Source organism: Ureibacillus sinduriensis BLB-1 = JCM 15800 (assembly GCF_000772955.1).
In the GTDB taxonomy this organism is placed as follows: Bacteria; Bacillota; Bacilli; order Bacillales_A; family Planococcaceae; genus Ureibacillus; species Ureibacillus sinduriensis.
Genome location: NZ_JPVO01000044.1, coordinates 89,285 through 115,092, shown reverse-complemented (window position 1 = coordinate 115,092; position 25,808 = coordinate 89,285). Strand labels below are relative to the sequence as shown.

The 25,808-nt window shown below is 38.5% G+C and carries 24 protein-coding genes and 1 riboswitch; of the genes, 11 read left to right on the top strand and 13 right to left on the bottom strand.

Translation table 11 applies throughout. The features are described 5' to 3' along the window. Positions 1-64 precede the first annotated feature (64 nt). From CD33_RS05595 to prkA, 3 genes are all read right to left on the bottom strand, one after another. Complete coding sequence (locus CD33_RS05595; RefSeq protein ID WP_036198874.1) at positions 65-1,465, bottom strand: SpoVR family protein; 1,401 nt, start codon at positions 1,463-1,465, stop codon at positions 65-67. A gap of 77 nt (positions 1,466-1,542) precedes the next feature. Beyond that, positions 1,543-2,709 (bottom strand): sporulation protein YhbH, encoded by a 1,167-nt coding sequence (yhbH, locus tag CD33_RS05590; protein WP_036198945.1) that lies wholly within the window; start codon positions 2,707-2,709, stop codon positions 1,543-1,545. 236 nt (positions 2,710-2,945) lie between these two features. Next, positions 2,946-4,856, bottom strand: coding sequence for a PrkA family serine protein kinase (prkA, locus tag CD33_RS05585; RefSeq protein WP_373906682.1), 1,911 nt, complete (start codon positions 4,854-4,856; stop codon positions 2,946-2,948). Positions 4,857-5,183: 327 nt separating this feature from the next. Here prkA and CD33_RS05580 point away from each other — a divergent pair, with 327 nt between their 5' ends. From CD33_RS05580 to CD33_RS05565, 5 genes are all read left to right on the top strand, one after another. Continuing rightward, positions 5,184-5,408: a spore coat associated protein CotJA gene (locus CD33_RS05580; protein ID WP_036198873.1), complete on the top strand. Its 225-nt coding sequence runs from the start codon at positions 5,184-5,186 to the stop codon at positions 5,406-5,408. Then, positions 5,401-5,664 (top strand): spore coat protein CotJB, encoded by a 264-nt coding sequence (locus CD33_RS05575; protein ID WP_036198872.1) that lies wholly within the window; start codon positions 5,401-5,403, stop codon positions 5,662-5,664. The genes CD33_RS05580 and CD33_RS05575 overlap by 8 nt, the downstream gene beginning before the upstream one ends. Positions 5,665-5,769: 105 nt before the next feature. Then, positions 5,770-5,907: a hypothetical protein gene (locus tag CD33_RS20135; RefSeq protein WP_156967296.1), complete on the top strand. Its 138-nt coding sequence runs from the start codon at positions 5,770-5,772 to the stop codon at positions 5,905-5,907. 303 nt (positions 5,908-6,210) lie between these two features. After that, the gene (locus CD33_RS05570) at positions 6,211-6,780 is read left to right on the top strand and encodes a manganese catalase family protein (RefSeq protein WP_036198871.1); all 570 of its coding nucleotides are present in this window, start codon (positions 6,211-6,213) and stop codon (positions 6,778-6,780) included. 139 nt (positions 6,781-6,919) lie between these two features. Then, positions 6,920-7,837, top strand: coding sequence for a DMT family transporter (locus tag CD33_RS05565; RefSeq protein ID WP_036198870.1), 918 nt, complete (start codon positions 6,920-6,922; stop codon positions 7,835-7,837). A gap of 89 nt (positions 7,838-7,926) precedes the next feature. Here the strand turns inward: CD33_RS05565 and CD33_RS05560 are convergent, their stop codons facing one another. After that, positions 7,927-10,284, bottom strand: a complete 2,358-nt coding sequence (locus tag CD33_RS05560) for a polyprenyl synthetase family protein (protein WP_036198869.1) — start codon at positions 10,282-10,284, stop codon at positions 7,927-7,929. Positions 10,285-10,506: 222 nt separating this feature from the next. Between CD33_RS05560 and CD33_RS20590 the strand changes: the two genes are divergently transcribed. Further along, on the top strand, positions 10,507-10,722 hold the full coding sequence (locus CD33_RS20590; protein ID WP_036198868.1) for a hypothetical protein: 216 nt from the start codon (positions 10,507-10,509) through the stop codon (positions 10,720-10,722). A 125-nt stretch (positions 10,723-10,847) separates the two neighbouring features. Here CD33_RS20590 and CD33_RS19390 read toward each other — a convergent pair whose 3' ends face one another. From CD33_RS19390 to CD33_RS05530, 5 genes are all read right to left on the bottom strand, one after another. Beyond that, the gene (locus tag CD33_RS19390) at positions 10,848-11,675 is read right to left on the bottom strand and encodes a DUF4097 family beta strand repeat-containing protein (RefSeq protein ID WP_052130030.1); all 828 of its coding nucleotides are present in this window, start codon (positions 11,673-11,675) and stop codon (positions 10,848-10,850) included. Positions 11,676-11,933: 258 nt separating this feature from the next. Continuing rightward, on the bottom strand, positions 11,934-12,992 hold the full coding sequence (locus CD33_RS05545; protein ID WP_036198867.1) for an LLM class flavin-dependent oxidoreductase: 1,059 nt from the start codon (positions 12,990-12,992) through the stop codon (positions 11,934-11,936). Between the two features lie 192 nt (positions 12,993-13,184). After that, a complete protein-coding gene (locus CD33_RS05540; RefSeq protein ID WP_036198866.1) occupies positions 13,185-14,366 on the bottom strand; it encodes a DHH family phosphoesterase in 1,182 nt (393 codons plus the stop codon). Between the two features lie 506 nt (positions 14,367-14,872). After that, positions 14,873-17,215 (bottom strand): bifunctional 2',3'-cyclic-nucleotide 2'-phosphodiesterase/3'-nucleotidase, encoded by a 2,343-nt coding sequence (locus tag CD33_RS05535; protein ID WP_036198865.1) that lies wholly within the window; start codon positions 17,213-17,215, stop codon positions 14,873-14,875. 210 nt (positions 17,216-17,425) lie between these two features. Next, entirely contained in the window at positions 17,426-17,632 is a 207-nt protein-coding gene (locus CD33_RS05530) for an alpha/beta-type small acid-soluble spore protein (protein ID WP_036198864.1), read from the bottom strand. A 311-nt stretch (positions 17,633-17,943) separates the two neighbouring features. After that, positions 17,944-18,124, top strand: a riboswitch (Lysine riboswitch). 196 nt (positions 18,125-18,320) lie between these two features. On the opposite strand from CD33_RS05530, the gene dapA reads away from it, so the two are divergent. After that, complete coding sequence (gene dapA / locus CD33_RS05525; protein ID WP_036198863.1) at positions 18,321-19,205, top strand: 4-hydroxy-tetrahydrodipicolinate synthase; 885 nt, start codon at positions 18,321-18,323, stop codon at positions 19,203-19,205. 306 nt (positions 19,206-19,511) lie between these two features. Here the strand turns inward: dapA and CD33_RS05520 are convergent, their stop codons facing one another. Beyond that, on the bottom strand, positions 19,512-20,519 hold the full coding sequence (locus tag CD33_RS05520) for a 2-hydroxyacid dehydrogenase (protein ID WP_036198862.1): 1,008 nt from the start codon (positions 20,517-20,519) through the stop codon (positions 19,512-19,514). A 192-nt stretch (positions 20,520-20,711) separates the two neighbouring features. Between CD33_RS05520 and CD33_RS05515 the strand changes: the two genes are divergently transcribed. Beyond that, complete coding sequence (locus CD33_RS05515) at positions 20,712-21,314, top strand: PepSY domain-containing protein (protein WP_036198861.1); 603 nt, start codon at positions 20,712-20,714, stop codon at positions 21,312-21,314. A 48-nt stretch (positions 21,315-21,362) separates the two neighbouring features. Here CD33_RS05515 and CD33_RS05510 read toward each other — a convergent pair whose 3' ends face one another. Further along, positions 21,363-21,608: a hypothetical protein gene (locus CD33_RS05510; protein WP_036198860.1), complete on the bottom strand. Its 246-nt coding sequence runs from the start codon at positions 21,606-21,608 to the stop codon at positions 21,363-21,365. A gap of 142 nt (positions 21,609-21,750) precedes the next feature. Between CD33_RS05510 and CD33_RS20130 the strand changes: the two genes are divergently transcribed. After that, complete coding sequence (locus CD33_RS20130) at positions 21,751-21,912, top strand: hypothetical protein (RefSeq protein WP_156967295.1); 162 nt, start codon at positions 21,751-21,753, stop codon at positions 21,910-21,912. Between the two features lie 429 nt (positions 21,913-22,341). Here CD33_RS20130 and CD33_RS05505 read toward each other — a convergent pair whose 3' ends face one another. Together CD33_RS05505 and CD33_RS05500 are read right to left on the bottom strand one after the other, a co-directional pair. Beyond that, a complete protein-coding gene (locus CD33_RS05505; protein ID WP_036198859.1) occupies positions 22,342-22,899 on the bottom strand; it encodes a hypothetical protein in 558 nt (185 codons plus the stop codon). 315 nt (positions 22,900-23,214) lie between these two features. Beyond that, the gene (locus tag CD33_RS05500; RefSeq protein WP_036198857.1) at positions 23,215-23,610 is read right to left on the bottom strand and encodes a VOC family protein; all 396 of its coding nucleotides are present in this window, start codon (positions 23,608-23,610) and stop codon (positions 23,215-23,217) included. A gap of 239 nt (positions 23,611-23,849) precedes the next feature. Here CD33_RS05500 and CD33_RS05495 point away from each other — a divergent pair, with 239 nt between their 5' ends. Both CD33_RS05495 and CD33_RS05490 read left to right on the top strand, forming a co-directional pair. Next, complete coding sequence (locus CD33_RS05495) at positions 23,850-24,386, top strand: ribonuclease H-like YkuK family protein (protein WP_036198856.1); 537 nt, start codon at positions 23,850-23,852, stop codon at positions 24,384-24,386. 131 nt (positions 24,387-24,517) lie between these two features. Continuing rightward, a complete protein-coding gene (locus CD33_RS05490; RefSeq protein ID WP_036198854.1) occupies positions 24,518-25,759 on the top strand; it encodes an aminopeptidase in 1,242 nt (413 codons plus the stop codon). The last annotated feature ends 49 nt before the right edge of the window (positions 25,760-25,808 follow it).

Below are 25,808 nucleotides of genomic sequence, written 5' to 3'. Positions count from 1 at the left end.
TTGCAAAAGCCCGCGAACCAACATGTTCACGGGCTTTTGCGCATTATCTTAATATTATCGACCATCATAACGCCTTTCTATAATTCCGTTTTCCATCGTACGTATAGAGCACTGGTTTATTTTCTACATATGTTTCAATATGGATCGGGCGACCCCACAATTGGTAAATGTAAGGCAATACATGCTCCAAGTAATGCGGATCTAACTCCATACCTTCAAAACCATGTTTTAAATACAACTCACCATTCCTTAAATAGTCCCCATTGTCTACAACAATATATGGGAATCCACCATTCACTCTCATGGAAACAAGCTGGTCCCGGACATTGCGATAATCCTTGTCGGTAATCTTGTAATCTGTCCCCTTCTTTTCGAACAGATACATATCTTCTTGCTCCACAAGCTCTTTTGTTAAGTAATTTCGAATAAAGGAGATATCCGATTCAATTTCACGAACTTCAAAGATTTTTTCCCGTCCAGAACCAGGTTTTACACCCATATTCATCATTTCTTCTGTCGGGTTGTCGTAGCGTCTTTCGATATCTTCAAAGATTTTCAATCCTAAGTAGTATGGGTTAATGGATGTTTTGGATGGTTGGACAACACCAGCATTCAATTTTGCATACTCAATTGTTTCATCGGTCGTTAAATTTAGTTCCCTCATTATTCTTTGATGCCAATAAGACGCCCAACCCTCATTCATAATCTTTGTTTCCAATTGCGGCCAGAAATACAGCATCTCTTCTCTCATCATCGTTAAAATATCGCGCTGCCATTCTTCAAGCTCTCGACTGTGCATTTCTATAAACAGAAGCAAATCCTTTTCAGGCTTTGGAGGGAATTTCTTTTTCTTATATCGAATTTGTAGCTTCGGCTCCTCTTTTTTATCTAAATCCCATAAATCATCATACGGTGATTTTGCAACGATGATTTCATCTTCATCGAGCTCATCTTCATATTGCAATAAATTTGGCCTCATAATAGAAGGATCGATATGTTCCTGTATCGCCAAGATTGCATCCAAAAATTGTTCAACTTCCTCTTTCCCATAAAGCCGCTCATAGCTCGCGATCCGATCTGCAGTAGCGGTCATGCTTTCCACCATGTCTCGCCTTGTATTGGAGAAACGAACATTGTTTTTGAAAAAATCGCAGTGCGCCAATACATGCGCGATAATCAGTTTATTTTGGGTCAACGTATTCGTATCCAATAAAAATGCGTAACAAGGATTGGAGTTAATGACTAATTCATAGATTTGGCTCAAACCAAGATCATATTGCAACTTCATTTTATGAAACTGTTTTCCGAAGCTCCAATGTGAAAAACGCGTCGGCATTCCATATGCACCGATTGTATAGATTATTTCTGCCGGACAAATTTCATAATGCATTGGAAAGAAATCGAGGCCAAAACCTATGGCAACATCAGTTATATCTTCAATTGCTTTATGCAGCTCTTTTTCCACCTTATCTCCCCCAATAAAAAAACACGATTTTCACCAAAAAGTGAATTTCTTTCACTTATTTCTATGAATACTTTTTGTTAAACAGTCGTCTCCTGCTTCTGGAAAAAGTTTTTCAATGTATCATATACATCTTTTTTCTGACGTAACACATAATGACGGAATTTTGGATTATCAATTTTTTTAAAGGTCGACATCAATGAGGAATAGCGGTTGTTTGGATTGACCTCGCCATAGCCAAACATACTGGATAGCTCTATTAACTCATTTACCAACCTTAAACATTTCTCATTGTCGGTTGAAAAATTTTCGCCATCCGAGAAATGCACAGGGTAAATATTATAACGAACAGGGCTATACTTTTGCTCAATCAATTCCAAAGCCTTCGAGTAGGCTGAAGAGCAAATCGTCCCCCCACTTTCCCCCTTGGTAAAGAACTCTTCCTCTGTCACAACCTTTGCTTCTGTATGGTGCGCAATAAATTCAATTTCAACGGTTTTGTACTTTGTACGTAAAAAACGGGTCATCCAAAAGAAAAAGCTCCTTGCACAAAACTTCTCAAAATTCCCCATAGAACCACTCGTATCCATCATGGCAAGCACGACAGCCTTTGTTTCAGGCTTCGTTACCTCATCCCAAGTTTTAAAACGTAAGTCATCGTTGGAAATCGGGGCAATTTCAGCCTTACCCTTCATCGCATTTCTCTTGATGGCTGTCAGAATTGTTTTCTTCTTGTCGATATTTCCCATTAGACCTTTTTTTCGAATATCATTGAACTCTATCTTTTCTGTTGAAATATCTGCTGTTTCTTTTCTTTGCAGATTCGGAAGCTCCAATTCTTTGAATAACATTTTTTGAACATCTTCCAGGCTGACTTCTGCTTCATAATAATCTTGACCGGGCTGATCACCGGCTTTTTTGCCTTGACCTTGTGCTCCTTGATTCCCCGGTTTTCCATCACGGGCAACAACATCCCCAATTTGGCTATCGCCTTGTCCTTGACCAACATGTTTTGACTTTCCATAGTTATAACGGATTTTATACTCATCTAATGAACGGATCGGTATTTTGATAACCTCTTTTCCATTAGACATAATTATACTTTCTTCACTTATTAAGTCTGGTAAATTGTTTTTAATCGCATCTTTTACTTTATCCATATGCCGTAGTTGATCTTGGTACCCTTTACGATGGAGTGACCAGTTTTCCTGAGAGACGACAAAGTTTCGATTCTGATTTTCACTCATGTTATCCTCACCCATCTTTATTAAAGTTTCATTTTTCAAAAGTAGAAAATCACTTTTCTTATAATATGCGAATTTTCTGACAAATTGCACTGCTTTATTCAACAAAATCCCCATTTAATACAAAATATTCTAACACTCCGATAATTATCTCTTGTATTACCATTTGCGGTATGAAGATAAAAAAATGAGTGTCCTAAATTTTATGGACACTCCTAACAATATATTCCTTCTATTAACTATCTATTTAGCAAACTTCCTACATATCTTAATAGCTCATTGGCTGAGTTGGAGTCATACCCGTGCTCATCAATCAATCTTGCAACTACTTCATTAATCTTCTTAAGCTGCGATTCGTCCGGTGTTTTGGAAGAAGTCGTTATTTTCACCACGTCTTTTAAATCGGCAAACAATTTTTTCTGAATGGCTTCTCTTAATCTTTCGTGGGAATTATAATCGAACCTCTTGCCTTTACGGGCAAAAGCAGAAAGTCTGATTAAAATTTCTTCACGGAATGCCCGTTTAGCATTTTCTGAAATGCCAATTTGCTCTTCAATCGAGCGCATCAGTTTTTCATCCGGATTCATTTCTTCTCCCGTAATCGGGTCACGAAGCTTGTTTTTATTGCAGAAAGCTTCCACGTTATCTAGATAGTTGTTCATGAGATGTTTTGCAGACTCTTCATATGAGTAGACGAACGCTTTTTGTACTTCATTTTTCGCGATTTCATCGTATTCTCTTCTTGCGATTGCAATATAATTCATATATTTTTCTTTATCTTCATCCGAAATCGACGCGTGTTGATCGAGCCCCTCTTTTAATGAGCGTAAAACGTCCAAGGCGTTTATTGAAGGGACTTCCTTACGAATAATGGCAGAGGAAATCCGGTTAATGACATAACGGGGGTCAATGCCATTCATGCCTTCATTTGGATATTCTTTTTTCAATTCCTCAACGTCTACCGAATTGAATCCTTCCACACTTTCCCCATCATAAAGACGCATTTTCTTCACTAGGTCAATGCCTTGTTTTTTTGGTATTTCCAACCTTGTTAAGACGGAGAAGATGGCCGCTGCCCGAAGTGCGTGTGGGGCGATGTGAACATGCGCCATATCACTTTCACGTATCATTTTAGCGTAAATGCGCTCTTCCTCGCTTACCTTCAAGTTATAAGGAATCGGCATCACGATAATTCGGGAGTGCAACGCTTCATTCTTTTTGTTCGAAATAAACGTTCGATACTCAGTTTCATTTGTATGGGCGACAATGAGCTCGTCTGCACTGATAAGCGCAAAACGACCAGCTTTGAAGTTTCCTTCTTGCGTTAAGGATAATAAATGCCATAAAAACTTTTCATCCAGCTTCAACATTTCCTGGAATTCCATCATTCCCCGATTTGCTTTATTCAACTCCCCATCAAAGCGATACGCTCTTGGGTCCGATTCCGAACCGAACTCCGCAATTGTGGAAAAATCAATGCTTCCTGTTAAATCCGCAATGTCCTGCGATTTCGGATCTGAAGGGGTAAAGGTCCCAATACCAACCCGTCTATCTTCCGAGAAAAAGATTCGTTCAATGATGACGTCTTCAATATGACCGCCATATTCTTGTTCAAGACGCATTGTATTTAATGGAGATAGGCTTCCTTCTATACGAATTCCATATTCCTTATAGAAGTCTTCCCTAAGATGCTGAGGTATTAGATGAAGCGGGTCTTCATGCATCGGACAGCCTTTTATTGCATATACCGCCCCTTCGTCAGTCCGGGAATACTGCTCCAATCCCCGTTTGAGAAGTGTAACAATGGTAGATTTACCACCACTAACAGGCCCCATTAATAAGAGAATGCGTTTACGTACGTCCAACCTTCTGGCTGCCGGATGGAAATACTCCTCCACCAGTCTTTCCAATGCGGTTTCAAGGCCAAAAATTTGTTCTCCAAAAAACTGGAACATCTTCTTGCCATCTCTTTCTTCTACTCCAGCACTTTTAATCATATTGTACACACGGGAATGGGCTGTTTGAGCGACTTGCGGTCTTTCCTTAACCAACGCTAAGTATTCGGCGAATGTACCTTCCCATTTCAAGCTATCCTCTTCTTCTTTGTAGCGCCTAACCCTGTTTAATATATCGATAGTAATTACCTCCATTCAGGGTGAGTTTTTATCAATGTATGAAGCGAATGACTTAATGATACCGAATACTTTTTTAATATTTTTTTGATGACTGTCAGTAAATTGGGTGATTTCCATCCAGGAAACCATACATCCTTAAAAACAAATCAATGAATGAGGAGTCCTTGGCAGTTAGATATCCTTATTTTATGCCCATCGGTTTTTATGAATATTTTGATTGGGGAGTTCATATACATGGGTTGTTAGAAACTAGGCTAATTGTTTAGCATTCATTTGACAATCAGTCTTGGTTGTATATGGTGCAGATAGGTTAGTGATCTGTCAAAATGAAAGGAGGATTTTATGTTTTCTCAGTATAAGTATTGGAAACCTTTCGTCGGTCCATTTGATCCATGCAAACCAATACGCGTCAAAAGTTACAATACCCCTCCGCAACTGTACATGAATTTTCAGCCACCAGGTCTTCAACAATTCACTCCTCATGAAGCACTAATGTCCGGTACACTTTGGCCGCAACTATATAGCCCTTACCCAGATCCACACAAAGGAGGGAAACCGCATGGCTAAAAAAATGCCGCCGGAGTATTATCAATGTCTGGAAGAAATCCAAGCTCTGGACTTCGTATTAGTGGAACTAAACCTCTATTTAGATACCCATCCAAACGACTTTGATGCCATTCAGCAATTCAATGAAACTGCACAAATGAGCATGCAACTAAAAGTAGAATTTGAAAAGAAATTTCACCCACTGATGAACTTTGGCAGAAGTTACTCAAATTACCCTTGGAATATCGACGACTCCCCATGGCCATGGCAAGTATAGAAAAGTGGAGCGGGCTCGCTAAGCTCCGACAACAACTGGAGGGGCTGGCAGCAAGGGTGCTTTTTGCCCTTGAAGCCAGCACCGAAGTTGTCGAGGAGCTAGCCCGTGCAACTAGACAATCATAAAAGTGAAGCGGGCTCGTCCAGCCGCGAAAGAAACTGGAGACTTCCGACAAGTGTGCTTGCACACGCGAAGGAAGTTGAAGTTTCCGAGCGGCTAGCCCGCGCAACTAGACAATCATAAAAGTGGAGCGGGCTCGTCCAGCTCCGACAACAACTGGAGGGGCTGGCAGCAAGGGCGCTTTTTGCCCTTGAAGCCAGCACCGAAGTTGTCGAGGAGCTAGCCCACGCAACTAGACAATCAGAAAAGTGGAGCGGGCTCGTCCAGCCGCGAAAGAAACTGGAGACTTCCGACAAGTGTGCTTGCACACGCGAAGGAAGTTGAAGTTTCCGAGCGGCTAGCCCGCGCAACTGGACAATCAGAAAAGTGAAGCGGGCTCGCCCGCCAGTATCTAATAAGTGAGTATTGTGAGGGGAGGAAGTACGAATGTTTTACTATGAAAAGAAACTGCAATATCCTGTCAGGGTCAGTACATGCAACCCGATGCTTGCGAAGTTTTTAATTGAACAGTACGGAGGGGCTGATGGAGAGTTGGCAGCTGCCCTCCGGTACATGAATCAACGCTATACAATTCCGGATAAGGTGATTGGTCTCCTGAATGATATTGCTATGGAGGAATTTTCCCATCTTGAAATGATTGCTACAATGATTTATAAGCTCACAAAAGATGCCACCCCGGAACAAATGGTGGCTGCTGGTCTAGGGGATCACTATGTAAATCATGATAGAGCGCTATTCTATCATAATGCTGCCGGTGTTCCATGGACCGCATCATACATCCAGGCAAAAGGAGATCCGATAGCGGACCTTTATGAGGATATCGCTGCAGAGGAAAAAGCCCGCGCAACTTATCAATGGATTATCGACATATCAGATGACCCAGATTTGAATGATGGTTTGAAATTCTTGCGCGAAAGGGAAATTGTTCATTCCCTGCGTTTTAGAGAAGCTGTGGAAATTTTGAAAGACGAACAAGGCCAGAAAAAATTTTTCTAATCCCACTTCCCCCTATCTTGCAATCTTGCAGGAGGGGCTTTTTTTGTATATGGCACGTATAAATTTGTTCTTGCTAATCAGTCTATTATCATGAGAAGATAGTCTCTATTGATTCTAATAGAAAGATTGGTGGGCACTTTTGAATACAAAAGCATTATTATTAGGGCTCCTTACCGTTCTCATCTGGGGTTCTACCTTTGCGGCAAATAGCTTCAGTCTGCAGGGTGGCTTTTCGGCAGGATATTTACTGCTGTTTCGGTTTGTTGTAGCTTCAATCATTTTCGCCGGTATCGCCCTCATCCCGAGCATGAAATTCCGTTTACCGGAGAAGGAAGATATTTGGAAAATTGTTTTATTGGGAATTATCGGGATTAACGGCTATCATATTTGTGCTACCTTTGGACAATTGACAATCAGTGCCGGTACGTCCGGGATGTTGATTGGTTCGGGTCCTATTTTCACAACAATCTTTGCCATCCTCGTGTTAAAAGAACGCCTGAGCAAAGTTGGCTGGATTGGACTAGCCTTTGGATTTTCGGGCATTTCGTTAATTGCAATCGGTTCAGGCAATACATCGTTCGGCATCGCACCCGGGGTGTTCTTAACAATTTTGGCTGCCATTGCAACATCCATCTTTTTTGTTTATCAAAAGCCTCTGTTTAAAAAATATTCGGCCATCGAGTTGACGGCATATTTTACATGGATTGGTACAATACCTTTTCTTATTTTCGCACCTGGTTTATTGGAAGCCATCCAAAGTGTACCGGTCGAAGTAAATATAACCGCAATATATATTGGCGTGTTCCCGACAGCCATCGCCTATTTGACTTGGGCTCTTGCACTATCTCAAAGCAATGCCAGTTCCATTTCAACAGTACTTTACCTGGAACCGGTAATCGCCATAATTGTTGCATGGGTCTGGTTAAGCGAACTTCCAAATTCCATTTCAATTATTGGAGGACTGATTGCCATATCCAGCGTTATCCTTGTTAACTTTTATGGCAAAAATCATAATACCATTCGTAAAACACAGCTTGACCCAAACAAGTCGGGTTGACCAAGCGTTCCTATAACCAAAAGGAAATCAAACTAATTCCTCTATAAAAATGTCCCAAGGTGAGCAATACAAACCTTTGGGACATTTATTTACCGGTCGCGATGAACAATCTTGTTCAAAAACAACTTCAGGAAAGACGCATTTCCAGGCATAGTTTCCAATACTTCCATCGCTAAACAATAGTGTTCCCATAATTCTACTTTAGCCCCTTCTATCCCCAAGACTGTTACGAAAGTTGAAGTATGATTTTCCTTGTCTAATCCAGCGGGTTTTCCTAGATTTTCAAAATTCCCTTCACTGTCGAGCAAATCATCCTTTATTTGAAAGGCAATTCCAGCATGATGTGCGAATTTCTTTAATGCATCTTTTTCTCTTTCGTCTGCTTTTGCTAGAATTGCGGGCATCACGAAAGCAGCTTCAAAACCTAAAGCTGTCTTATAAAAACACATCGTTTCAAGCTCATCTTTTGATAGCATTTTCTCTTTCGAGTCCAAATCCATGGCTTGCCCTTTGCAGATATTTGCCGTTACTTGGGCAGAGTATCTGATTAACTCAAGAACGGTTTTTGTATCATATTGTTCCAGGCAGGTCTGTTGTTCAATCGCCTTTTGGGTGAGGAACAAACCTGTCAATTCCGCAATGGCGACATTGTATATTTCATGGATTGTTGGACGGCCCCGCCTATAGGAAGCATTATCTTGGGAAGGTAAGTCATCGAAAAGCAAGGAAGCTGTATGCATATACTCCAACGACCTGAAAAGCGGAACGAGACTCTCTTCTTTTAAGCCATACATCTCAACGCCTACAAACCATGCCATAATTGGTCTTAATCGTTTCCCTTCGCCCATTAAACTATAATTAGCCGCCTCCAGAACAGGATCTTCTAACATCGGTTCGTCGGCAGAAGAAATAAACAGAGCTTGATTTACTCTTTCTTTTACACTTTGTAATTTTTCTTTAAACTCTTCTTTTTCTTCACGCTGCCTCTTTAAATGATTGATCATATGATCACGCAAAAGCTTATCAAAGAAATCTACATCGTCGCCCTTATCCACCATTTTTTGCAAGAAAGTATTAAATTGGTGGAAGCCGGAAGCAAATTGCTTCATCACCTCATCATACTTCTTCCTACCATGCTTTTCTTTAAACCGCTTCAACCCATTAATGGCTCTATTCAAAATCACCTCACGAGTTAGGTTATCCGAATGATAGACATTATGAATTAAATTTGATATCACCGCCCAGTACATTTCAAAAGGGTTAATCAAATCGTTTCGGTGATGCCGATGCTTTATAAAATACGTATACGGCGTAACAGCACCCGCTTTTAGATCTTCAAACATGTCCGCAAAATCATCTGCCAATTGATTGTAAATACCATACAAAAATGTTCGTTGCTCAAACCCATCGTCGGTTGTTTGTATAACAGCACGAGCAACCAATCTGGAGGATGAAGATTTCAGGATAATCGGAACATAAAGTTCCTCATTTGTATACGTACTATTGGATAGCTCCTTTTGCCTGTCTAATTCTTGAGAATGGAAGAAGACAAAGGCTTGCTCAAAAAACTTAGCGGATGCCTGTTGTGCTTGAATAAATTCAAATGCTTCTTTCAGTTCTGCATGAATATATTCCAGTATTTGGCGAGTTTTCTCCCGCCAATCTTTCCCTAGAGGTGGAACAGTACCGGTTAAGAGTGAAGTACGGATTAACTGGGCATATTGTTCCTTTTCTCGTATTGATAATAAATCGGAATCGAGTAGATCATCTATAAAGGGATAGGTTAACCCATAACAGTAGCCTAACCTGATAGCCTTATCGAGCTTCTCCTTCCGCTCACTTGCAGAGGTTCCATCATGAAATCCATCTATTGTATGGAGCAAGACACCTGCGATAATTTTAATGAGTTTCCGCTGCGCATTCACGGCATCCAGTTCTTTAGGAATATTCGCGGACACCGTATACAACTTATTAAGTAGCCAATCCACCGTTAGAAGAATATGTTCATCTTTCCCCGTTTTAATCATCCAATCTAAGCTAAATAATTCCTTTTCCTCATTTTTTGTTGAATCCATAAGCGTATTTTTTAGATCACCGACATCACGATTAATTTTTGACTGTGTTTCACGATCATTGAGTATTTTGCCTAAATCACGTAAATAAATATAGGAAATACTTCGCTTTAAATAGTCCTCTAGTTTATTTGTATAGTTCAGCCATTTAATATAATGTACTGTTTCTTTGGAACTCGGCTTTTTATGTTTGGAAGAAAAAAATGAAAAAAAGGAAGGATGATGGATATGATCGACTTTCCACTTTTGAAAATCATCAATTAGTCTTGGGATATATTTCTTTTCTGCAACCTGCTCGTTCAGCAGTTGAAAATAATGTCGCGCTTGTTCTTCTACTTGCCGATAACATCGATCAGCATTTATCACTGCTTTCATGTTTTCACCCTTGCCTTTTGTTCTTTTTTCTGGATAAGTGGACCACTGCTTTTGAAATATATTTTGTTAATTAAGGTACAAAATTTAATTTATGTAGTTAAATATTATTCGGATTGCGGCATCTAAATGCCCCTATGTAGAAACAACACAAAAAATGGATAAAAACTGCAACTCATTAATATCAAAGTTTACAATTTGTTAAAAGGTGTAAAGGAGGTATTTTTGATAATTTCAGATGTTGTTTGTGAAGTGGACAGCTGTTCTATGGGCAACCGTTATGATGCAGCAAAAATCTATGTGGTTGCTAGCCGTAACACTGACGAAGCTTGTAGGATCGAAGAAACGGATACAAAACATTTAAATAAAAAACGATGCCATTTTTTCGTGAAAGAAAGAAATAATAAGAGACTCAAACTTTTAAACTTGAGCCTCTTATGAATCGTTGCATAATACTCATTTTTGCCGATCATGATATGCTTGAACTAGTTGTCACCTTACAAACATTTCTTCATGCTCTTCTAATAGTTCACCTTACATACCACAAAATCCTTTATTAAGGACCTTTACTCTACAGTGATACTCCCATTATCCGAGACCAATTTAACTGCAATCTCACCTTTTCCATTCACTGCGTCAGTTATAGTTTGCCCATAAATATTGATTTTTCCATTATCTGTTTTTACTTCAAAACGTACGTTATCGGATTTATCCTCTGTTTCCACTAGAATTTCACCATTATCTGTGACTAGTTCCATTGGTTGCTCTATTTTATCTGTTATTACCGTTAGCATTCCATTGGATGATTCAGCTTCAATCCTTCCTTTACTGTCTTCTATAACTGTGTCGCCATTGTCTATTTCCACAAAAATGTCCTGACTTGAGATGTTTTTTATTGTAATATTTCCATTATCTGATTCTGCCAATACTTCTTTACTGTCAGTCCCTTCAATCATTACGTCCCCATTATCCGTATAAGTCATTAACTCTCTTACGCTCGTTTGATTGACATTTATTGTTCCGTTATCGGTTTCTGCTATTATCGTACCATAATCCTTTTTAGGCAACCCTACCATAACTACAGGTTTTTTTGAAAAGAAACCAAACGAAAGCCATTTGAACCCTTTCCGTTCGACCCTGATTTCTAAAGTTTCATCCTTTACCTCGACATCCAATTTGTAGCGATTGTTATCGTTGCGATCCAATTCGATTGATGCTTGATCATCTTCAATAGGCATTATCATAATATCCGCATTATCACTTTCTACTTCAACATGGGAGAAATCTTTATCGATTGTAACGTCTCCCTCTTCCCCATTATTTAGAACCTGAAAGACAATTACAGCAATAATGGCAATTAAAGCCACCCAAATAAAGACCTTCTTCTTTTCCACCTTTACACTTTCCCTTCCATTATTTCACTTTAATACTTATCATACACGTTAAATTGATTTCACATAACGACCCTTTGCTGTAAATCACTCTAAGCCTTGAGACGTAGTATCTGTTGTTACTAATCAATGATGGAAAATAGACGGAAATTCGCCTAAACAATTCAGTACAATAAAAAAACCATATATTCTCTGATGTAGAATATACGGTCCTTTACCTATAAATATGATCATTTACTGGGATGTGGCGCGGCTAATCATTTATTGTGGCTGACCAGCAGCTTCCCAACGTTCAATTTCTTCCCGGACGATTGGAGCAACTTCCTTACCTAGCAGTTCGATTGATTTCATAACATCTTCATGAGGCATTGAGCCAACTGGGCAATGCAACATAAAACGTGTTATTCCAACTTCTTTCCGAAGAAGGATGATTTTTTCTGCAACCGTCTTCACATCACCTGCATAAAGTGCTCCTTCCAAGCTTCGGGCATAATCAAAGGATTCACGAGTATATTGTCCCCAACCACGTTCTCTTGCTAATACATTCATCGCATACTGTGTGGGCGGGAAGAATTTTTCGATTGCCAAATCTGTTGTTTCTGCCACAAATCCGTGTGAATGGGAGGCAACCGTCAGTTTCGATGGATCATGACCTGCTTCCTGCGCTGCTCTATAGTACAAATTTACGAGTGCTGAAAATTGTAAAGGGCTACCACCTATAATTGCCAATACTAATGGTAAACCAAGATAGCCTGCACGTGCTACAGATTGCGGCGTACCCCCGCTGGCGATCCAGACTGGCAAAGGATCTTGAACAGGCCGAGGGTATACCCCCCGGTTTTGAATATCGGCCCGGTGCTTCCCTTTCCAATTGATTATTTCGTTTTTTGTTAATTGTAATAATAACTCCAATTTTTCTTCATAGAGCTCATCATAGTCCTTTAAGTCATAGCCAAATAACGGGAAAGATTCAATGAATGAGCCGCGTCCGGCCATAATTTCAGCTCGGCCATTTGAAATGGCGTCCACTGTTGAAAATTCTTGGAAAACTCTGACTGGGTCGTCCGATGATAAGACAGTAACTGCACTCGTCAATCGGATATTTTTAGTTCGGGCTGCAGCGGCTGCGAGCAACACGGCAGGCGCAGAACATGCATAATCTTCTCGATGATGTTCCCCCACTCCATAAACATCCAGTCCCACTTCATCAGCCAGCACAATTTCCTCTACAACTTCGCGAATACGTTCTGCATGACTAATTGTTTTTCCTGTTTTTATATCGGGTGTTGTTTCTACAAAGGTTGTTAGCCCTATTTCCATCTCTACACTCCACTCCTTCATTCCTGACAATAGCTTAATGATACATGAATAGTGGAAGTTGCTTCAATTTTGCTGTTTTTAACTTTGGATGTTTTTAAGCTTTCTACTTTGCACTCGCATTACCTATGGGAGATATCAAAAAGCCCATTTTCTCGAGGAAAATGGGGCTTTTAGGCTCGTCCCAACTTTATTTTATTTCTTACTCTTTACTTCTTTTATTAAATACTCCACAAATAAGTCGTCTTTTACCAGCCATGCTTCAAACTTTCGTTTAATGAACATTTCTGCTTGTTCAAAGTTTGGAAACGTCTGATTTTCCACCAGCTTCTTATTTTGCTCGATAACCCAAATCTCATTTTTAGGGTATAAAAATAAGGTGTCATTCCTTTTGTTTCGATAAAGAGAACCAAATGTAGAGTTTTTGACATTATAACGATTTCTTTTTGCATCCTCTTGTATTGGCTCGAGATGGAACGTGTCTAAAACATAGTCTTTATATGCTTCATCAGTAATTGAACTTCCGGATGCTTTTTGATGTCCCCCACCACCGTAAATTGCGGCTATTTCAGACACATCTACGTGGTCGTGTATAGTTCTGTAGGAAATTTTTTTGCCACCCATATTCAATATAACAATATAGTCGAGATGGCCGTATTCCTTCCCCAATTCATTACCCACCTCGGAATGGTAAGATTCTGCATAGATTACACCAGCATAATAATCTCGGACTTTCGCTTGTACTATCTCCCTTTTTTTGCGTTTGATATAGCGCTCTATTTTATCTTCTTCCATATTGAGCAACCGCTTTTCAAACTCATCAAAATCGAAATGACTATTAGTGGATAACCGTTCAATCATCGTTTCCTCAAATTCATCGATTGAAACTAAATAGAAGAGGGAATTAAGCGAGTGAGCTTTTTGATTGTTATTTTTTTCCCATTCCCAAGTATCATACTGCCTTACAAGCTCTACAAATTCCGATACTGCCTCTGTCGCTACCAAATAATTCATGGATACAAGATATTCATAAAACAATGAGGTAGCGGATGTCAAATTCCCTTCAGTATCCTTCACTACTACATAGCCCCATTCATAGTCATCCAGATGCAGGGCTGTTTTATGATGATCAATCAACTGAATATTGCCATGTTCAGAGTAGTAGCTTTGTAATCTCCTTTCATTTTCTTCATCCGGCGATAAATCCGTAATAAATAAAAAAGTCTCTTTAGAATCACTGTCCAAAAAAAATTCTATTTCACGTTTTAATGAAGCTATTGAATTGTAACGTATTCTCACATCTTGGCCAAAAGCCAATTTTGCCAAAATACCACAGCCGACTCCATCCAAGTCATTATGAGTTAATAGTTTGTACATATCATCCACCTCAAACATAGTATGGGGTTTTTCCAAACAAATTATTGACCACTCATTCCTCTAACTTTTTTACTGTATATATTTTATAATTTAGGTCAAAAATTATATTGTCAAAATTTTATAAAAGGAAGTTATCGATGAACAATCCGAAAACAAAACTAAGAGAAAATAAGATTACCCAACTTATTCTTCTAGAGATTTTAAGTTTTTCCATAGTTGTTACGTTACTTGATTCTTTTTCTATCCAACCCAAAATTACTTCGATTTATTTTTATGTTTTATTATTACTAGTAACGGCGTTGATCTATAAACCCGTCCGCTTATTTTTGACGCACAGTATTTCATTTATATCTAGGTCGCTCTTTTCAAATCTTAAATCCTTCTGTACTACAGCCATTTCATTTCTTTTACATAAATAAGGGAATCTTGGTCACGCATTCTAGAAAAACTGAAAACGTTGACGAAAAAAACTCCTCATATATTGCTTATGAGGAGTTTTGAGCGTTTTATTTTATTGAGTATTTACCGAATCCGTCTGTACCTTCACCCACATACTGAATGTTGCTACCTTCCGGAATGAAATCAACCGCTTTTTTCGATGATTCGAAAACAACATTTGCAGACGTTGGAAGCTCTGCGAATTTCCAGTTATTATCTGCAGATGGATCGATTGTTTCGTTGGCAATGATATAATCGATGATTGCTTGTCGATTCTCATCTGGGTACACTTCTATATGCGAAGCATTCCGCACACCAGGGAACGAACCGTTTGCACGATAGTTGTTTGTTGCAACGATAAACTCTTGGTCTAAATCGATCGGTTGCCCGTTATATTGCAAGTTAACAATTCTTTCTGCACTTTCATTTGCTACATTGCCACTCGCATCATATTTAGCCGGTTGAGTAACGTCGATTTCATAAGTGACACCGTCAATCACATCGTAGTTATATGAACGGAAATCAGCATTGATTAGCTGCTGCTCATCTTTGCTTGCAGAATCGATTTGATTAAATTGTCCCGCCGACATTTCCAACCACTCTTTAACATCTGCCCCTGTCACTTTCAAGATTGCCAATGTATTATCGTATAAATAAAGATCTGCCACGTTCTTAATCGCTAATTCACCTGTAGGTACATATGTGTAGTATTCAGGGTCACTGCGAGTTCCTGCTTTAAATGGTGCACCAGCTGATAGAACTGGAAGGTTTTCAAATTCCGTGCCTTTAATTTTCTGCTGTACGTATAGTGTTTGTGCATTTGTTACGATTTGGATAGATGGATCATCTAATACTTGCGAGAAATAACTGTGAATATCCGCACTAGTTTTCCCTACCGGTTGACGTACGTATTCAATTGTTCCATCGTGTGCTTCCTGCACTGCTGCCGCCAATGCTTGGTCTACATCAGAAGAATCCTTAGCGATTTCGCGCACTTCACTTGTACCAGTTACGACTTCCCACTCTTCACCTTTTTCCTCAAGTGTTAAGTCAATCACACCCAAATGGCTGCCATATTTACCTGGCATAACTACCGGCACTCCATTCATAGTACCTTTTTCGATATCCACACCAGTTAAAGAGTCATCCACTTCGCCAGGGAACACTCCGTGTGCATGTCCAGAAATAATGGCATCGACGCCGTCCACTTTAGATAGAAGATATGTCACATCCTCTTCACCTTCAGTATGAGTCGTGTCTCCTAAGCCTGAATGTGAAAGGACAACGATTACATCGGCACCCTCATTTTGCATTTCTGGAATGACTTTTTCAACCGCTTGTACCGAATCATCAACAGTTACTTTTCCAAGCAAGTGAGACTTATCCCAATTTAAGATTTGAGGTGGTACAATTCCTGTAACCCCCACTTTAATTGTTAATTCATTACCTTTGGAGTCAACCACTTCTTTTTCGACAATGACATAAGGATTATACTTATAGCTACCGCTAGCTGCATCGCGGATGTTTGCATTCACGAATGGGAAATTAGCATCATCATAAACTTCATCTAAATAATCCAAGCCATAGTTGAATTCATGGTTTCCAAGAGTGGACGCATCATAATCCAAGTATTCCATAGCCGTAATAGATGGATGCTCTTCTCCATCCTCCAATACATCAATGGCTTGTTTGTAAGAACCAAGTGGCGTACCTTGTATTGCATCACCGTTATCAAATAAAAGGGAATTGCTATTCTCTTCGCGTGCGTTTTTAATTAATGTTGCGACTTTTACAAGTCCCAAACTATTTGATTCAGTATCTTTGTAATAATCATAATTCATAATATTTGTATGAATATCCGAAGTCCCCAAAATACGTAAAGATACCTTTGTTTTATATTCTTTCAGGAAACGTTCCAACAATAAATCAAAGTGATTTTCAGCTAATGCATTTTTAAGCTTTAATGTTTTGTCGGAATACCCTGTTAAAAATCCTAGCGATATAGCTTTTGCTAATTCGTCAAAATTCTCCTTATCTGCCGAATTAATGTCTTTATAATTTTTCAAGATATCCTCTGGGTAAGTTTTTCCATCTTGGATTGCATTTGTTAGGCCAACAACCGCCTCTTCACGAGTGATGTTCGCATCAGGTTTAAAGTTCTTGCCATTTTTCACATCGATAAGTTTTAATTCAATCGCTTTTTCAACATAAGGTTTCAGCGTATCTGGAACATCACTAAATTTCACTGTTTTTCCTGAACCCAATTCAATTCCCATTGATTCAATAACAGCTTTTACATATTCTCCTCTTGTTACTTGATCAACCTTCGCAGCATCTGCATTGTTCACATTTGTAAAACCTGTTACTGCAATTGACAGTGCTAAAGCAGAGGCGGAAACTTTTTTCCACATTAAAACTCATCTCCTAATTGGTAAAATTCTAAATCAATTGAATTTTATCAAAAAGCAGAATATAAATATAGCAATTTTTCTATTTTTTGAAAAATTAATATGAATATGGAATTTCTGAAATAGTCTTTGGCCTTTATATGTATAATTTTAAAGGCTGTCACAAAAAGTATTTTTTGTAACAGCCCTCAGTCACTTTTATTTATTTTTAATCTATTGACCGGAACGTCCTTTTAACTGTGCTTCAGCCATTTGTACAAGTCGTTTCGTAATTTCACCACCAACTGAACCATTGGCACGTGAAGCATCATCTGGTCCAAGGTTAACTCCAAACTCTTGTGCAATTTCAAACTTCATTTGATCCATTGCAGCTTGAGCACCTGGGAAGAGCAATTTGTTGGAACTTCTATTAGAAGCCATTTCTCTCACCTCCTTGTGAGATTAGAATGGTCAAAGAGGCATTTTTAATACGTTGCTAAACATTCCTTTCCAGCATCAATTTTCCTCGTATTAATATTCAGGATGGCTATCAAGTCAAAACATAGCATTACAATTGGGACATAACCGAATATTGGACTTTAAGATGGAAATTATATGTATATCTATCCTCCAAACTTTAAATAGTATAGGCTAAAGATTCAAAAAACTTGCACAAAAGGGGTTGCATTTAATAATTGAAAGAGGTATTATTTTATTTAAATTAAATAATCACTTATTTCAAGAACTTTTGAAGTAAGGATAGAGGAGCAAAAACCATCAGTACACAGTTTGAGGACTATGAGATCCGAAGAAGATTGTGAAAAGGGGAATTTGCCGAAGCTTTTGAGAAACTCATAATCTCACGAGCTGGTTCTGTTGTTGAACAAATGCAGAACTGTCATATAGGTTTCTATATGGAGGGCTATCTTACGCAAGGAAATGAACTTTATTTCTTCGCAACAACGAACCCTCGTTGTTGCTTTTTTGCGTTTACTTATCATAACGCCCTTCTCCCTCTATTTACTTAGAAAACTATAGGTTGACGCGATTGACTGACCTTGGTTGCCTGTAAGGGGAAAAGATGGTTTACCTTCTTTTCTGCTAAAAAATTAAAGGATGTGGAGAAGCAATGAACTTTGGAAAAATTTTAACTGCTATGGTGACGCCATTTGATGCGTCTGGAGAAATTGATTGGAATGCTACTAGAAATTTAATTAACTATTTAATTGCAAATGGAACTGATGGCTTGGTCGTATCAGGCACTACAGGAGAATCGCCTACTTTGAGTGAACAAGAAAAGCTTGATTTGTTTAGATTTGCCGTAAAAGTTGTAGACGGTCGTGTACCTGTCATTGCAGGAACTGGTTCTTATAATACACGAGATTCAATCATCTTGACAAAACAAGCCGAAAACGCGGGTGTCGACGGCATCATGCTTGTAACACCTTACTACAATAAACCTTCACAAGAAGGAATGTACCAGCATTTTAAAGCAATAGCAAAAAGCACTACTTTGCCCATTATTCTTTATAATATCCCTGGTCGCAGTGTTGTAAATTTATCAGTCGAAACTGTAATCCGCCTCTCAGCTATCCATAATATTGTTGCCATCAAAGAAGCTAGCGGTAATCTTGATGCCATGGCTGAAATGATTGAAAAGACACCGGAAGGCTTCTCTTTATATAGCGGGGATGACGGGTTAACTTTACCGATTTTATCGATTGGCGGAACAGGTGTAATTTCCGTTGCGGCTCACATTGTTGGCAATGAAATGCAATCGATGATTCATAAATTTCAAAATGGTGATTTAGCGGGGGCTGCAAAGGATCATCGTACACTCCTGCCAGTCATGAAAGCCTTATTTGCAACACCAAATCCCACTTCCGTAAAAGCAGCCCTGAATCTAAACGGAATTCCAGTTGGCGGTGTACGTTTGCCAATGATTCCGTTAAATAGTGACGAAATGGCCTCATTACAAGCAATTCTAAACACATTTGAAGAAGTTAATATTTAATAAATTTAACAGGGCGACTCGTCGCCCTGTTTTATTTTTTCTATTACAACTTTCTTTTTTGTTGCGCACGTCTATTCTTTCCTACTTGGTGCAATTTGACGTTGGAGCTGATGACGAGGTGAATTAAGCCTTTGAAGAAAGACAAAAAAGCAAATAACCGTGAAGAAAGTGCAGTGGAACAAGGTGTAACAGGTCATATACAAAAAGTGCTCAACAAAAGAACAAGGTGAAATAATTAAAAAGTGGACTTTCTTTAAGGCCTCTTTTGTTGAAAATTCCTTTCTACGGCCCCATTCTTCATCCTTTTTAACCTCTCCGAATCTTCAACACACCGTTTACCACATAATTTGGCCTCTGTCCGTTCGTGACCGCTTGTACATTTGACCATATATTTTCATGAGCTCTGTAAAATGTGCTGGATGTAATTCCACCGATATGTGGTGAAAACAATACTTTGCCTGCTACATCGTCAGGAAGATCAACCAGAGGGTTGTCCTTTGTTGTAGGTTCTGGATAAACCGTATCAAAACCTGCACCTCGAATATCACCGTCGATTAAAGCTTGCCTCATCGCTTCATTATCTATCAGTTCTCCTCGGGCTGTGTTAACTAGATAAGCTGTCTTCTTCATTTTCTTTAAGAATTCCTGATTTATCATTCCTGTTGTCTCTTCTGTTACCGGTACATGAATACTTATAATATCACATGTGGCCGCTAGTTCATTTAAATCCAAATACGTAACATGGAACTCGTCTTCCATTTCTTTTGTTAGACGTGTTCTACTATAATAGTAGATTTCACATTCGAACGGATGGAGTCGTTTTGCCGTTGCTTTTGCGATATCTCCAAATCCGATCAACCCCACTTTGCAATCCGCCAGCTCAGTTATCCCTTCAATCATCGCCTTTTCTTTTGTCTTTAATTGATCGCCTTCCCGTACGCTCCGATCACCTGTTGCTACTTTTCTTAATAACCCAAGCATTAGCAGAATTGTCTGTTCGGCAACCGCACCCGAATTGATCCCTTTATTGTTGCAAACATAAATACCACGTTCTTTGGCAGTATGTATATCAATTGCATTATATCCAACACCTTCAGAATGGATGAGCTGAAGGTTAGGTAAGTTCTCTATTAAGTTTTTACTTACCGGAGCAATCGCATCAACCAACAATACCTCAGCGTCTTTTCCTAGCCTGATTAGATCTTCATCGCTTGTTCCGAGTGTACAAAACGTTATATCGGCTTCCTTTATGATTTCTGTATTTGGCATATATTTTTTATATCGATCTTCATTTCCAATAACTAATATTTTCATCGCTATCCCCCATCAACAAACCAATTTCGAATTTTATGAATTTTCCCACCTCTCCATTTTATAACTTTCTCTTCTTATTTTGTAGATGGTTCATCAATTTTTAATGTGTCTCTCAGCATATTCTAATGTTTATGTTTTACTATAAAGCAGGTAAAAATAATAATAAAATCAAACACATAAGGAGATATAGATATGTTAAAAAAATTGATATTTACAGGAAGTACATTATTGTTATTAACAGCATGCAACAATTCAGAGCAATCAACAAATAATTCAGGCACTGTACAACCAACAAAAGAAGAAGTCAATATGGAAGCAGGGAAGGTTGAAGAATCGCCAACTAGTGAAAAATCAGCTGATATTACGAAGGTTACTATGTCGCTTCAAGATGCCGCAAACATTTTCCAAGAGTCCTATCCTGAAGCTGCCATCCATTCAGTTGATCTGGATACAAGTTTTGGGAAATATGAATATGAAGTAACCGGACAAGACGCATCTAAAGAATATGAATTAACGATTGATGCTGAAACTAAAAAAGTGCTAAAAGAAGAAACTGATACAGAGACTGAACGTGAAGGCACTTTAGATTTTTCGATCATTATAGAACCCTCAGCTGCAATAAAATCCGCTTCATCTGTACGTGAAACAAATGAATTGCTTCCTGAGAGTTGGTCATTGGATGAAGAAAATGGAATTCACATCTATACAGTAAATTTTGAAAAAGGTGGATCCGAGGTTGAAGTAGAGGTAAATGCCGAGTCAGGTGAGATTTTAAACGTAGAAATTGATGACTAAAACAATCTGGTTATATGGCTCGGTTCTATCAAATATAGAACCGAGCCTTTATTCTTCCTCTATAAATCTAACTTCATCATACCCACAGGTTTTGCAAACCATTAAATGTGGGCAAATCTGATCTTTGGCGGTATTTGGGTAACCGTCCCCCATTTTCACCGTTTCTTCATCATTATAATGACCATATGGATCTAAATAATCGGATACTTTTCCGGAATCCTCTAACCGTGTATTGCAATTTGGACAATCAACTTCCATCACTTTTAGCGAGTTGCATAACGGGCATATTGCCATCTTAATCACTCCTTACTAGCTTTATTTTGTGCAATTCTCTATAAAGACTAAACATCTCTTACCTAATTCATCCCCAAGAGGATACATTTTAAAAGGATATGTGGGCAATCTAAAGTAAACGCGATACGCAGGAGGAACTAGAGTGATGAAAAAAGAGGAAAAACTTAATGAAGAAGCGGCATTAAATAATAATCTGGATGCAGCTACGTTGCGAATGAATACCGAAATAGCAAAAGAACATGTAGAGCCGAAACCACCCGAATCGGCATCCGGCAAAAAACACGACTTAAAAAATTCCCAATAATTCAAGGCAGGCAACATTCTTCATCGCAGAAGATGTTGCCCCAGATTGTTGAAAACGCTTTTATCCTACGTTGGTTGTCTCGCTCGTCCCCTCAAGAACGCAATGTTCTATTCGGGTCTTCACTCGAACTCGACTGCCCGCATTGTCTGCCAAGCGTTTGCAATACAGTCTGGGTAATCCTTCAATAAGAAACTGTGTCCTTTTCCTTAAAGAACAAGGTTACTTAATAAGGGATTATTTTTGGGCTGGATGACTTCTGCCATCCAGTCCTTTTCTATTTGAATAAGGTTACTGTCAGGAAATAGCAGTTTAAAACACTAAGTCCATTGCAAGATTAAATTTCTGTTTTTAACTATAGTAGTAAAATTTCGTTTATTCTAAAGACCTAATGAGATTACTTTGTTGCGAATGATCCTCTTACTTTTTCCTTCACATTAACTTATACAATTTGTACATTGCTGTTTCTTTGTCAATTGACCTAGCAATTTCAAAAGCTTCCTCTTGGCTTCTATGATTATTTATAATTTCATACATAAACGTTATAACGAACATCAAATTAGCATTACCATCTATGTAATCATCCGGACCTATATAAGATTGACAACCACATTCAAGAAAAGCGTTCGCTAATTGTTTCATACCTAATGTACAACCAGATGCAATAACTTTTATATCTTTTAAATTCGTATATTGTTTAACCTCTTGATCCCCAAAAAATTCCCCTCTTGGTTCATTACACTCATAAACATCCTCACCAAGTTCAGGCATACAAAATCTACCTTCATCTCCATGGAAATTTAAAATTAAATAGTCCACTTTATGATTAAGTTCTTTACCAGATAGAACATCAAGTAAATCATTGGGTCTACCTATCCAATGTATATTAACCCTTGCGCCAAAATACTCCAGTGCTGATCTTATAGCATACGATTCCATATCACAATTCGGTCCAACGACTAAACTTACATACATCTCAGGTCTACTCAACTTACATTACTCCTAAGTTAATTAAACTTAAATAATTTTCCGCAAATTAACTCCATATTTATGAACTTCTTCAGGCGGTAAATTATCATCTTTATTAAAATGTATTATCATGCGCGAACTCAATTCACGCTCTTTGTTGTTGTATTCGCAATACTGCATGAGCACAAAATCACGTTTAATGATTTCTAAATTACATTCATAGGCCATAATTAAATCACTATTTGTTTTATGACTGTTGTGCTATATTTTGGGATAAAAAAAAGCCTAAGGGTTGAAAATTCTCAAAACTGATTCATCTTTATAACAACTTATTATCTACTTGGCATTTTCATCTGCTTGATGAATTCCGAAAATATTTCCTTCTGTATCAATATAATATCCCTGCCACGCCATCTGCGGCAATGCATATTTCGGTAGGGCAACTTTCCCGCCATTCTCCAAAATTTTCTTTTCTGTTGCATCGTAATCATCGACACCCAATGTACAAACGAAACTATTTACACTTTGGTTCGGTTCCGGCGAAGCACCTTGACGTTTTATTAGCGCTCCATTGATTCCAAGTTTTCCATCATCCCCGGTAACCGCACCAAAGTAAGGCATTCCGGCATAATCAGTCCAATCTTCAAATGTCCAATCGAAAACTTCTCCATAAAAGTTCTTGGCCCTCTCCATATCATCTACATGAATTTCAAAATGAATTACTTTTCCCATTATTGATCCCTCCAAGGTTCATTTTTTGCAAGAATTATAATGAACTATTCTTGATTAAAGCTCCTAATACCTCTCTTTTATTAGCCAAATCGCAACTTTTTATACTTATAATGATTTATCCATTGGCAGGTCGTTTCCAAGTTTGATGAATTTTGATTTAGGTTATTCAAAATTTATCTTATTTTTTCATTTTGAAGAATAAGCTGTATTAATCGACTAACAAGAGAAGGGTAGGAAGAATGGCAAAAGATTACGCAAGTAATATTACCTTTCAAAATTTAAGTAACAAGGACATGTCATTTGAGAGGGTTTTTCGTAATATTGAACAATTTATGGAAAAAGACCCCACCGGCAACTTTAAATTAATGTTTGGGACCGATTCACAAGTATTTAGTCGAGAAACAAGATTCATAACCGGGATTGTAATTCAGCAAGAAAGAAAAGGCGTTTGGGCTTGCTTCAGAAAGGTCATAATTCCAAGGAAAATGACCAACCTCTATGAACGCATCTCCTATGAAACAACCTTAACGGAAGAAGTCGTATCCCTCTTTTCCAATGAGAAAAAAGACATTTTGATCGACATTGTATTGCCTAATGTTTATAGAGGCGCAAGCTTTACAGTCGAAGGGCATATTGATATTGGTGCGGGAAAAAGAAATAAAACGAGCATATTTGTGAAAGAAATGATTTCCCGAATGAATACTCTTGGGGTGAAAGCGAAAATTAAACCTCACTCATTTGTTGCGAGCAGCTATGCAAATCGTTTCACAAAATAGCAGAAGTTCAATAGGACTCATCCAACTTGTAGAAATCCTTCATTTTTTACAAAAATGAATCCAATAATAAATAGTTTTCATTCTATTGTGATAATATTGAATATGAAAGAATAATATTGGGGGAATTTAATATGTTAGCCAACTTTGAAGAAAACTTACAAAAGTATGCAAAAATTTTAGTTGCAAAAGGAATCAATGTACAACCGGGTGATTGGGTAAAGATGACCATTACCGTTGATCAAGCACCTCTTGCCCGCCTCGTAACAAAAGAAGCATATGCTCTTGGTGCAGAAAAAGTCATTATCAAATGGTCGGACGATGAAATCACGAAGCTTCACTACCTCCACCAACCAGTAGAAGTATTGACAGACATTCCTCAATATGAAATTGATGAATCGGAAGATCATGTATTAAATCATCGTGTGAGCAGACTATCAATCTTGTCCAGTGATCCGGGATTATTAAATGAAGCTGACCCAGCTAAAGTAGCAGCATACCAAAGCGTTTTTGGGAAAGTATTTCATGTACAACGAAAAGCAACTCAAAATGATGATTTGAAGTGGACTGTGGCAGCAGCTTCAGGTGCTGGTTGGGCAGCGAAAGTATTCCCTCATCTTGGCACAGAGGAAGAACAGGTCGATGCCTTATGGGATCAAATATTCAAAACATGCCGCGTTTATGAAGATGATCCAATTGCTGCATGGGATGAGCATAAAAAGCTACTAAATGAAAAAGCTGCAAAGTTGAATGGAATTCAATTTGACGCAGTTCACTATACAGCTCCCGGCACTGATTTAACACTTGGTTTACCTAAAAATCATATTTGGGCTTGTGCGGAAAGTTATAGTCCAAAGGGCGAAGAATTCATTGCCAACATGCCTACCGAGGAAATATTTACTGCACCAGATACTCGTCGCATGGATGGCGTTGTTCGCAGTACAAAACCACTTAGCTATGCAGGTACATTGATTCAAGGAATCGAGGTTCATTTCAAAGAAGGCAAGATTGTGGATATCTCAGCTGAAACCGGTGATGAAGCAATCAAAAAACTAGTCTTTGATAACGAAGGAGGAACTGGCCTAGGTGAAATCGCGCTTGTCCCAGATCCATCACCTATTTCACAATCAGGCATCATATTCTTTAATACTTTATATGATGAAAATGCCTCAAATCACTTAGCTATCGGTTCGGCATATCCAACTACCATCCAAGGTGGTACAACGATGAGTCCTGAGGAATTGCGTGCAAACGGCATGAATACATCTACAGTGCACGTGGACTTTATGATTGGTTCACCAAATATGAATATCGACGGCATCAAACAAGATGGCACCATTGTTCCAATCTTCCGTAATGGAGACTGGGCTTTCTAATATAAATAACAAAATAAAAGCGTAGAATGTTCTTGTCTTGCTTCCATTC

Coding starts and splice junctions, on each gene's coding strand:
- yhbH (WP_036198945.1), bottom strand. CDS start 2,709: ATGAGTGAAAATCAGAATCGAAACTTTGTCGTCTCTCAGGAAAACTGG.
- CD33_RS05515 (WP_036198861.1), top strand. CDS start 20,712: ATGTTAAAAAAATTGATATTTACAGGAAGTACATTATTGTTATTAACA.
- dapA (WP_036198863.1), top strand. CDS start 18,321: ATGAACTTTGGAAAAATTTTAACTGCTATGGTGACGCCATTTGATGCG.
- CD33_RS05510 (WP_036198860.1), bottom strand. CDS start 21,608: ATGGCAATATGCCCGTTATGCAACTCGCTAAAAGTGATGGAAGTTGAT.
- CD33_RS05545 (WP_036198867.1), bottom strand. CDS start 12,992: ATGGAAATAGGGCTAACAACCTTTGTAGAAACAACACCCGATATAAAA.
- CD33_RS05495 (WP_036198856.1), top strand. CDS start 23,850: ATGGCAAAAGATTACGCAAGTAATATTACCTTTCAAAATTTAAGTAAC.
- CD33_RS05530 (WP_036198864.1), bottom strand. CDS start 17,632: ATGGCTTCTAATAGAAGTTCCAACAAATTGCTCTTCCCAGGTGCTCAA.
- CD33_RS05560 (WP_036198869.1), bottom strand. CDS start 10,284: ATGAAAGCAGTGATAAATGCTGATCGATGTTATCGGCAAGTAGAAGAA.
- CD33_RS05580 (WP_036198873.1), top strand. CDS start 5,184: ATGTTTTCTCAGTATAAGTATTGGAAACCTTTCGTCGGTCCATTTGAT.
- CD33_RS05570 (WP_036198871.1), top strand. CDS start 6,211: ATGTTTTACTATGAAAAGAAACTGCAATATCCTGTCAGGGTCAGTACA.
- CD33_RS05500 (WP_036198857.1), bottom strand. CDS start 23,610: ATGGGAAAAGTAATTCATTTTGAAATTCATGTAGATGATATGGAGAGG.
- CD33_RS05535 (WP_036198865.1), bottom strand. CDS start 17,215: ATGTGGAAAAAAGTTTCCGCCTCTGCTTTAGCACTGTCAATTGCAGTA.
- CD33_RS05575 (WP_036198872.1), top strand. CDS start 5,401: ATGGCTAAAAAAATGCCGCCGGAGTATTATCAATGTCTGGAAGAAATC.
- CD33_RS05540 (WP_036198866.1), bottom strand. CDS start 14,366: ATGTACAAACTATTAACTCATAATGACTTGGATGGAGTCGGCTGTGGT.
- prkA (WP_373906682.1), bottom strand. CDS start 4,856: ATGGAGGTAATTACTATCGATATATTAAACAGGGTTAGGCGCTACAAA.
- CD33_RS05520 (WP_036198862.1), bottom strand. CDS start 20,519: ATGAAAATATTAGTTATTGGAAATGAAGATCGATATAAAAAATATATG.
- CD33_RS05490 (WP_036198854.1), top strand. CDS start 24,518: ATGTTAGCCAACTTTGAAGAAAACTTACAAAAGTATGCAAAAATTTTA.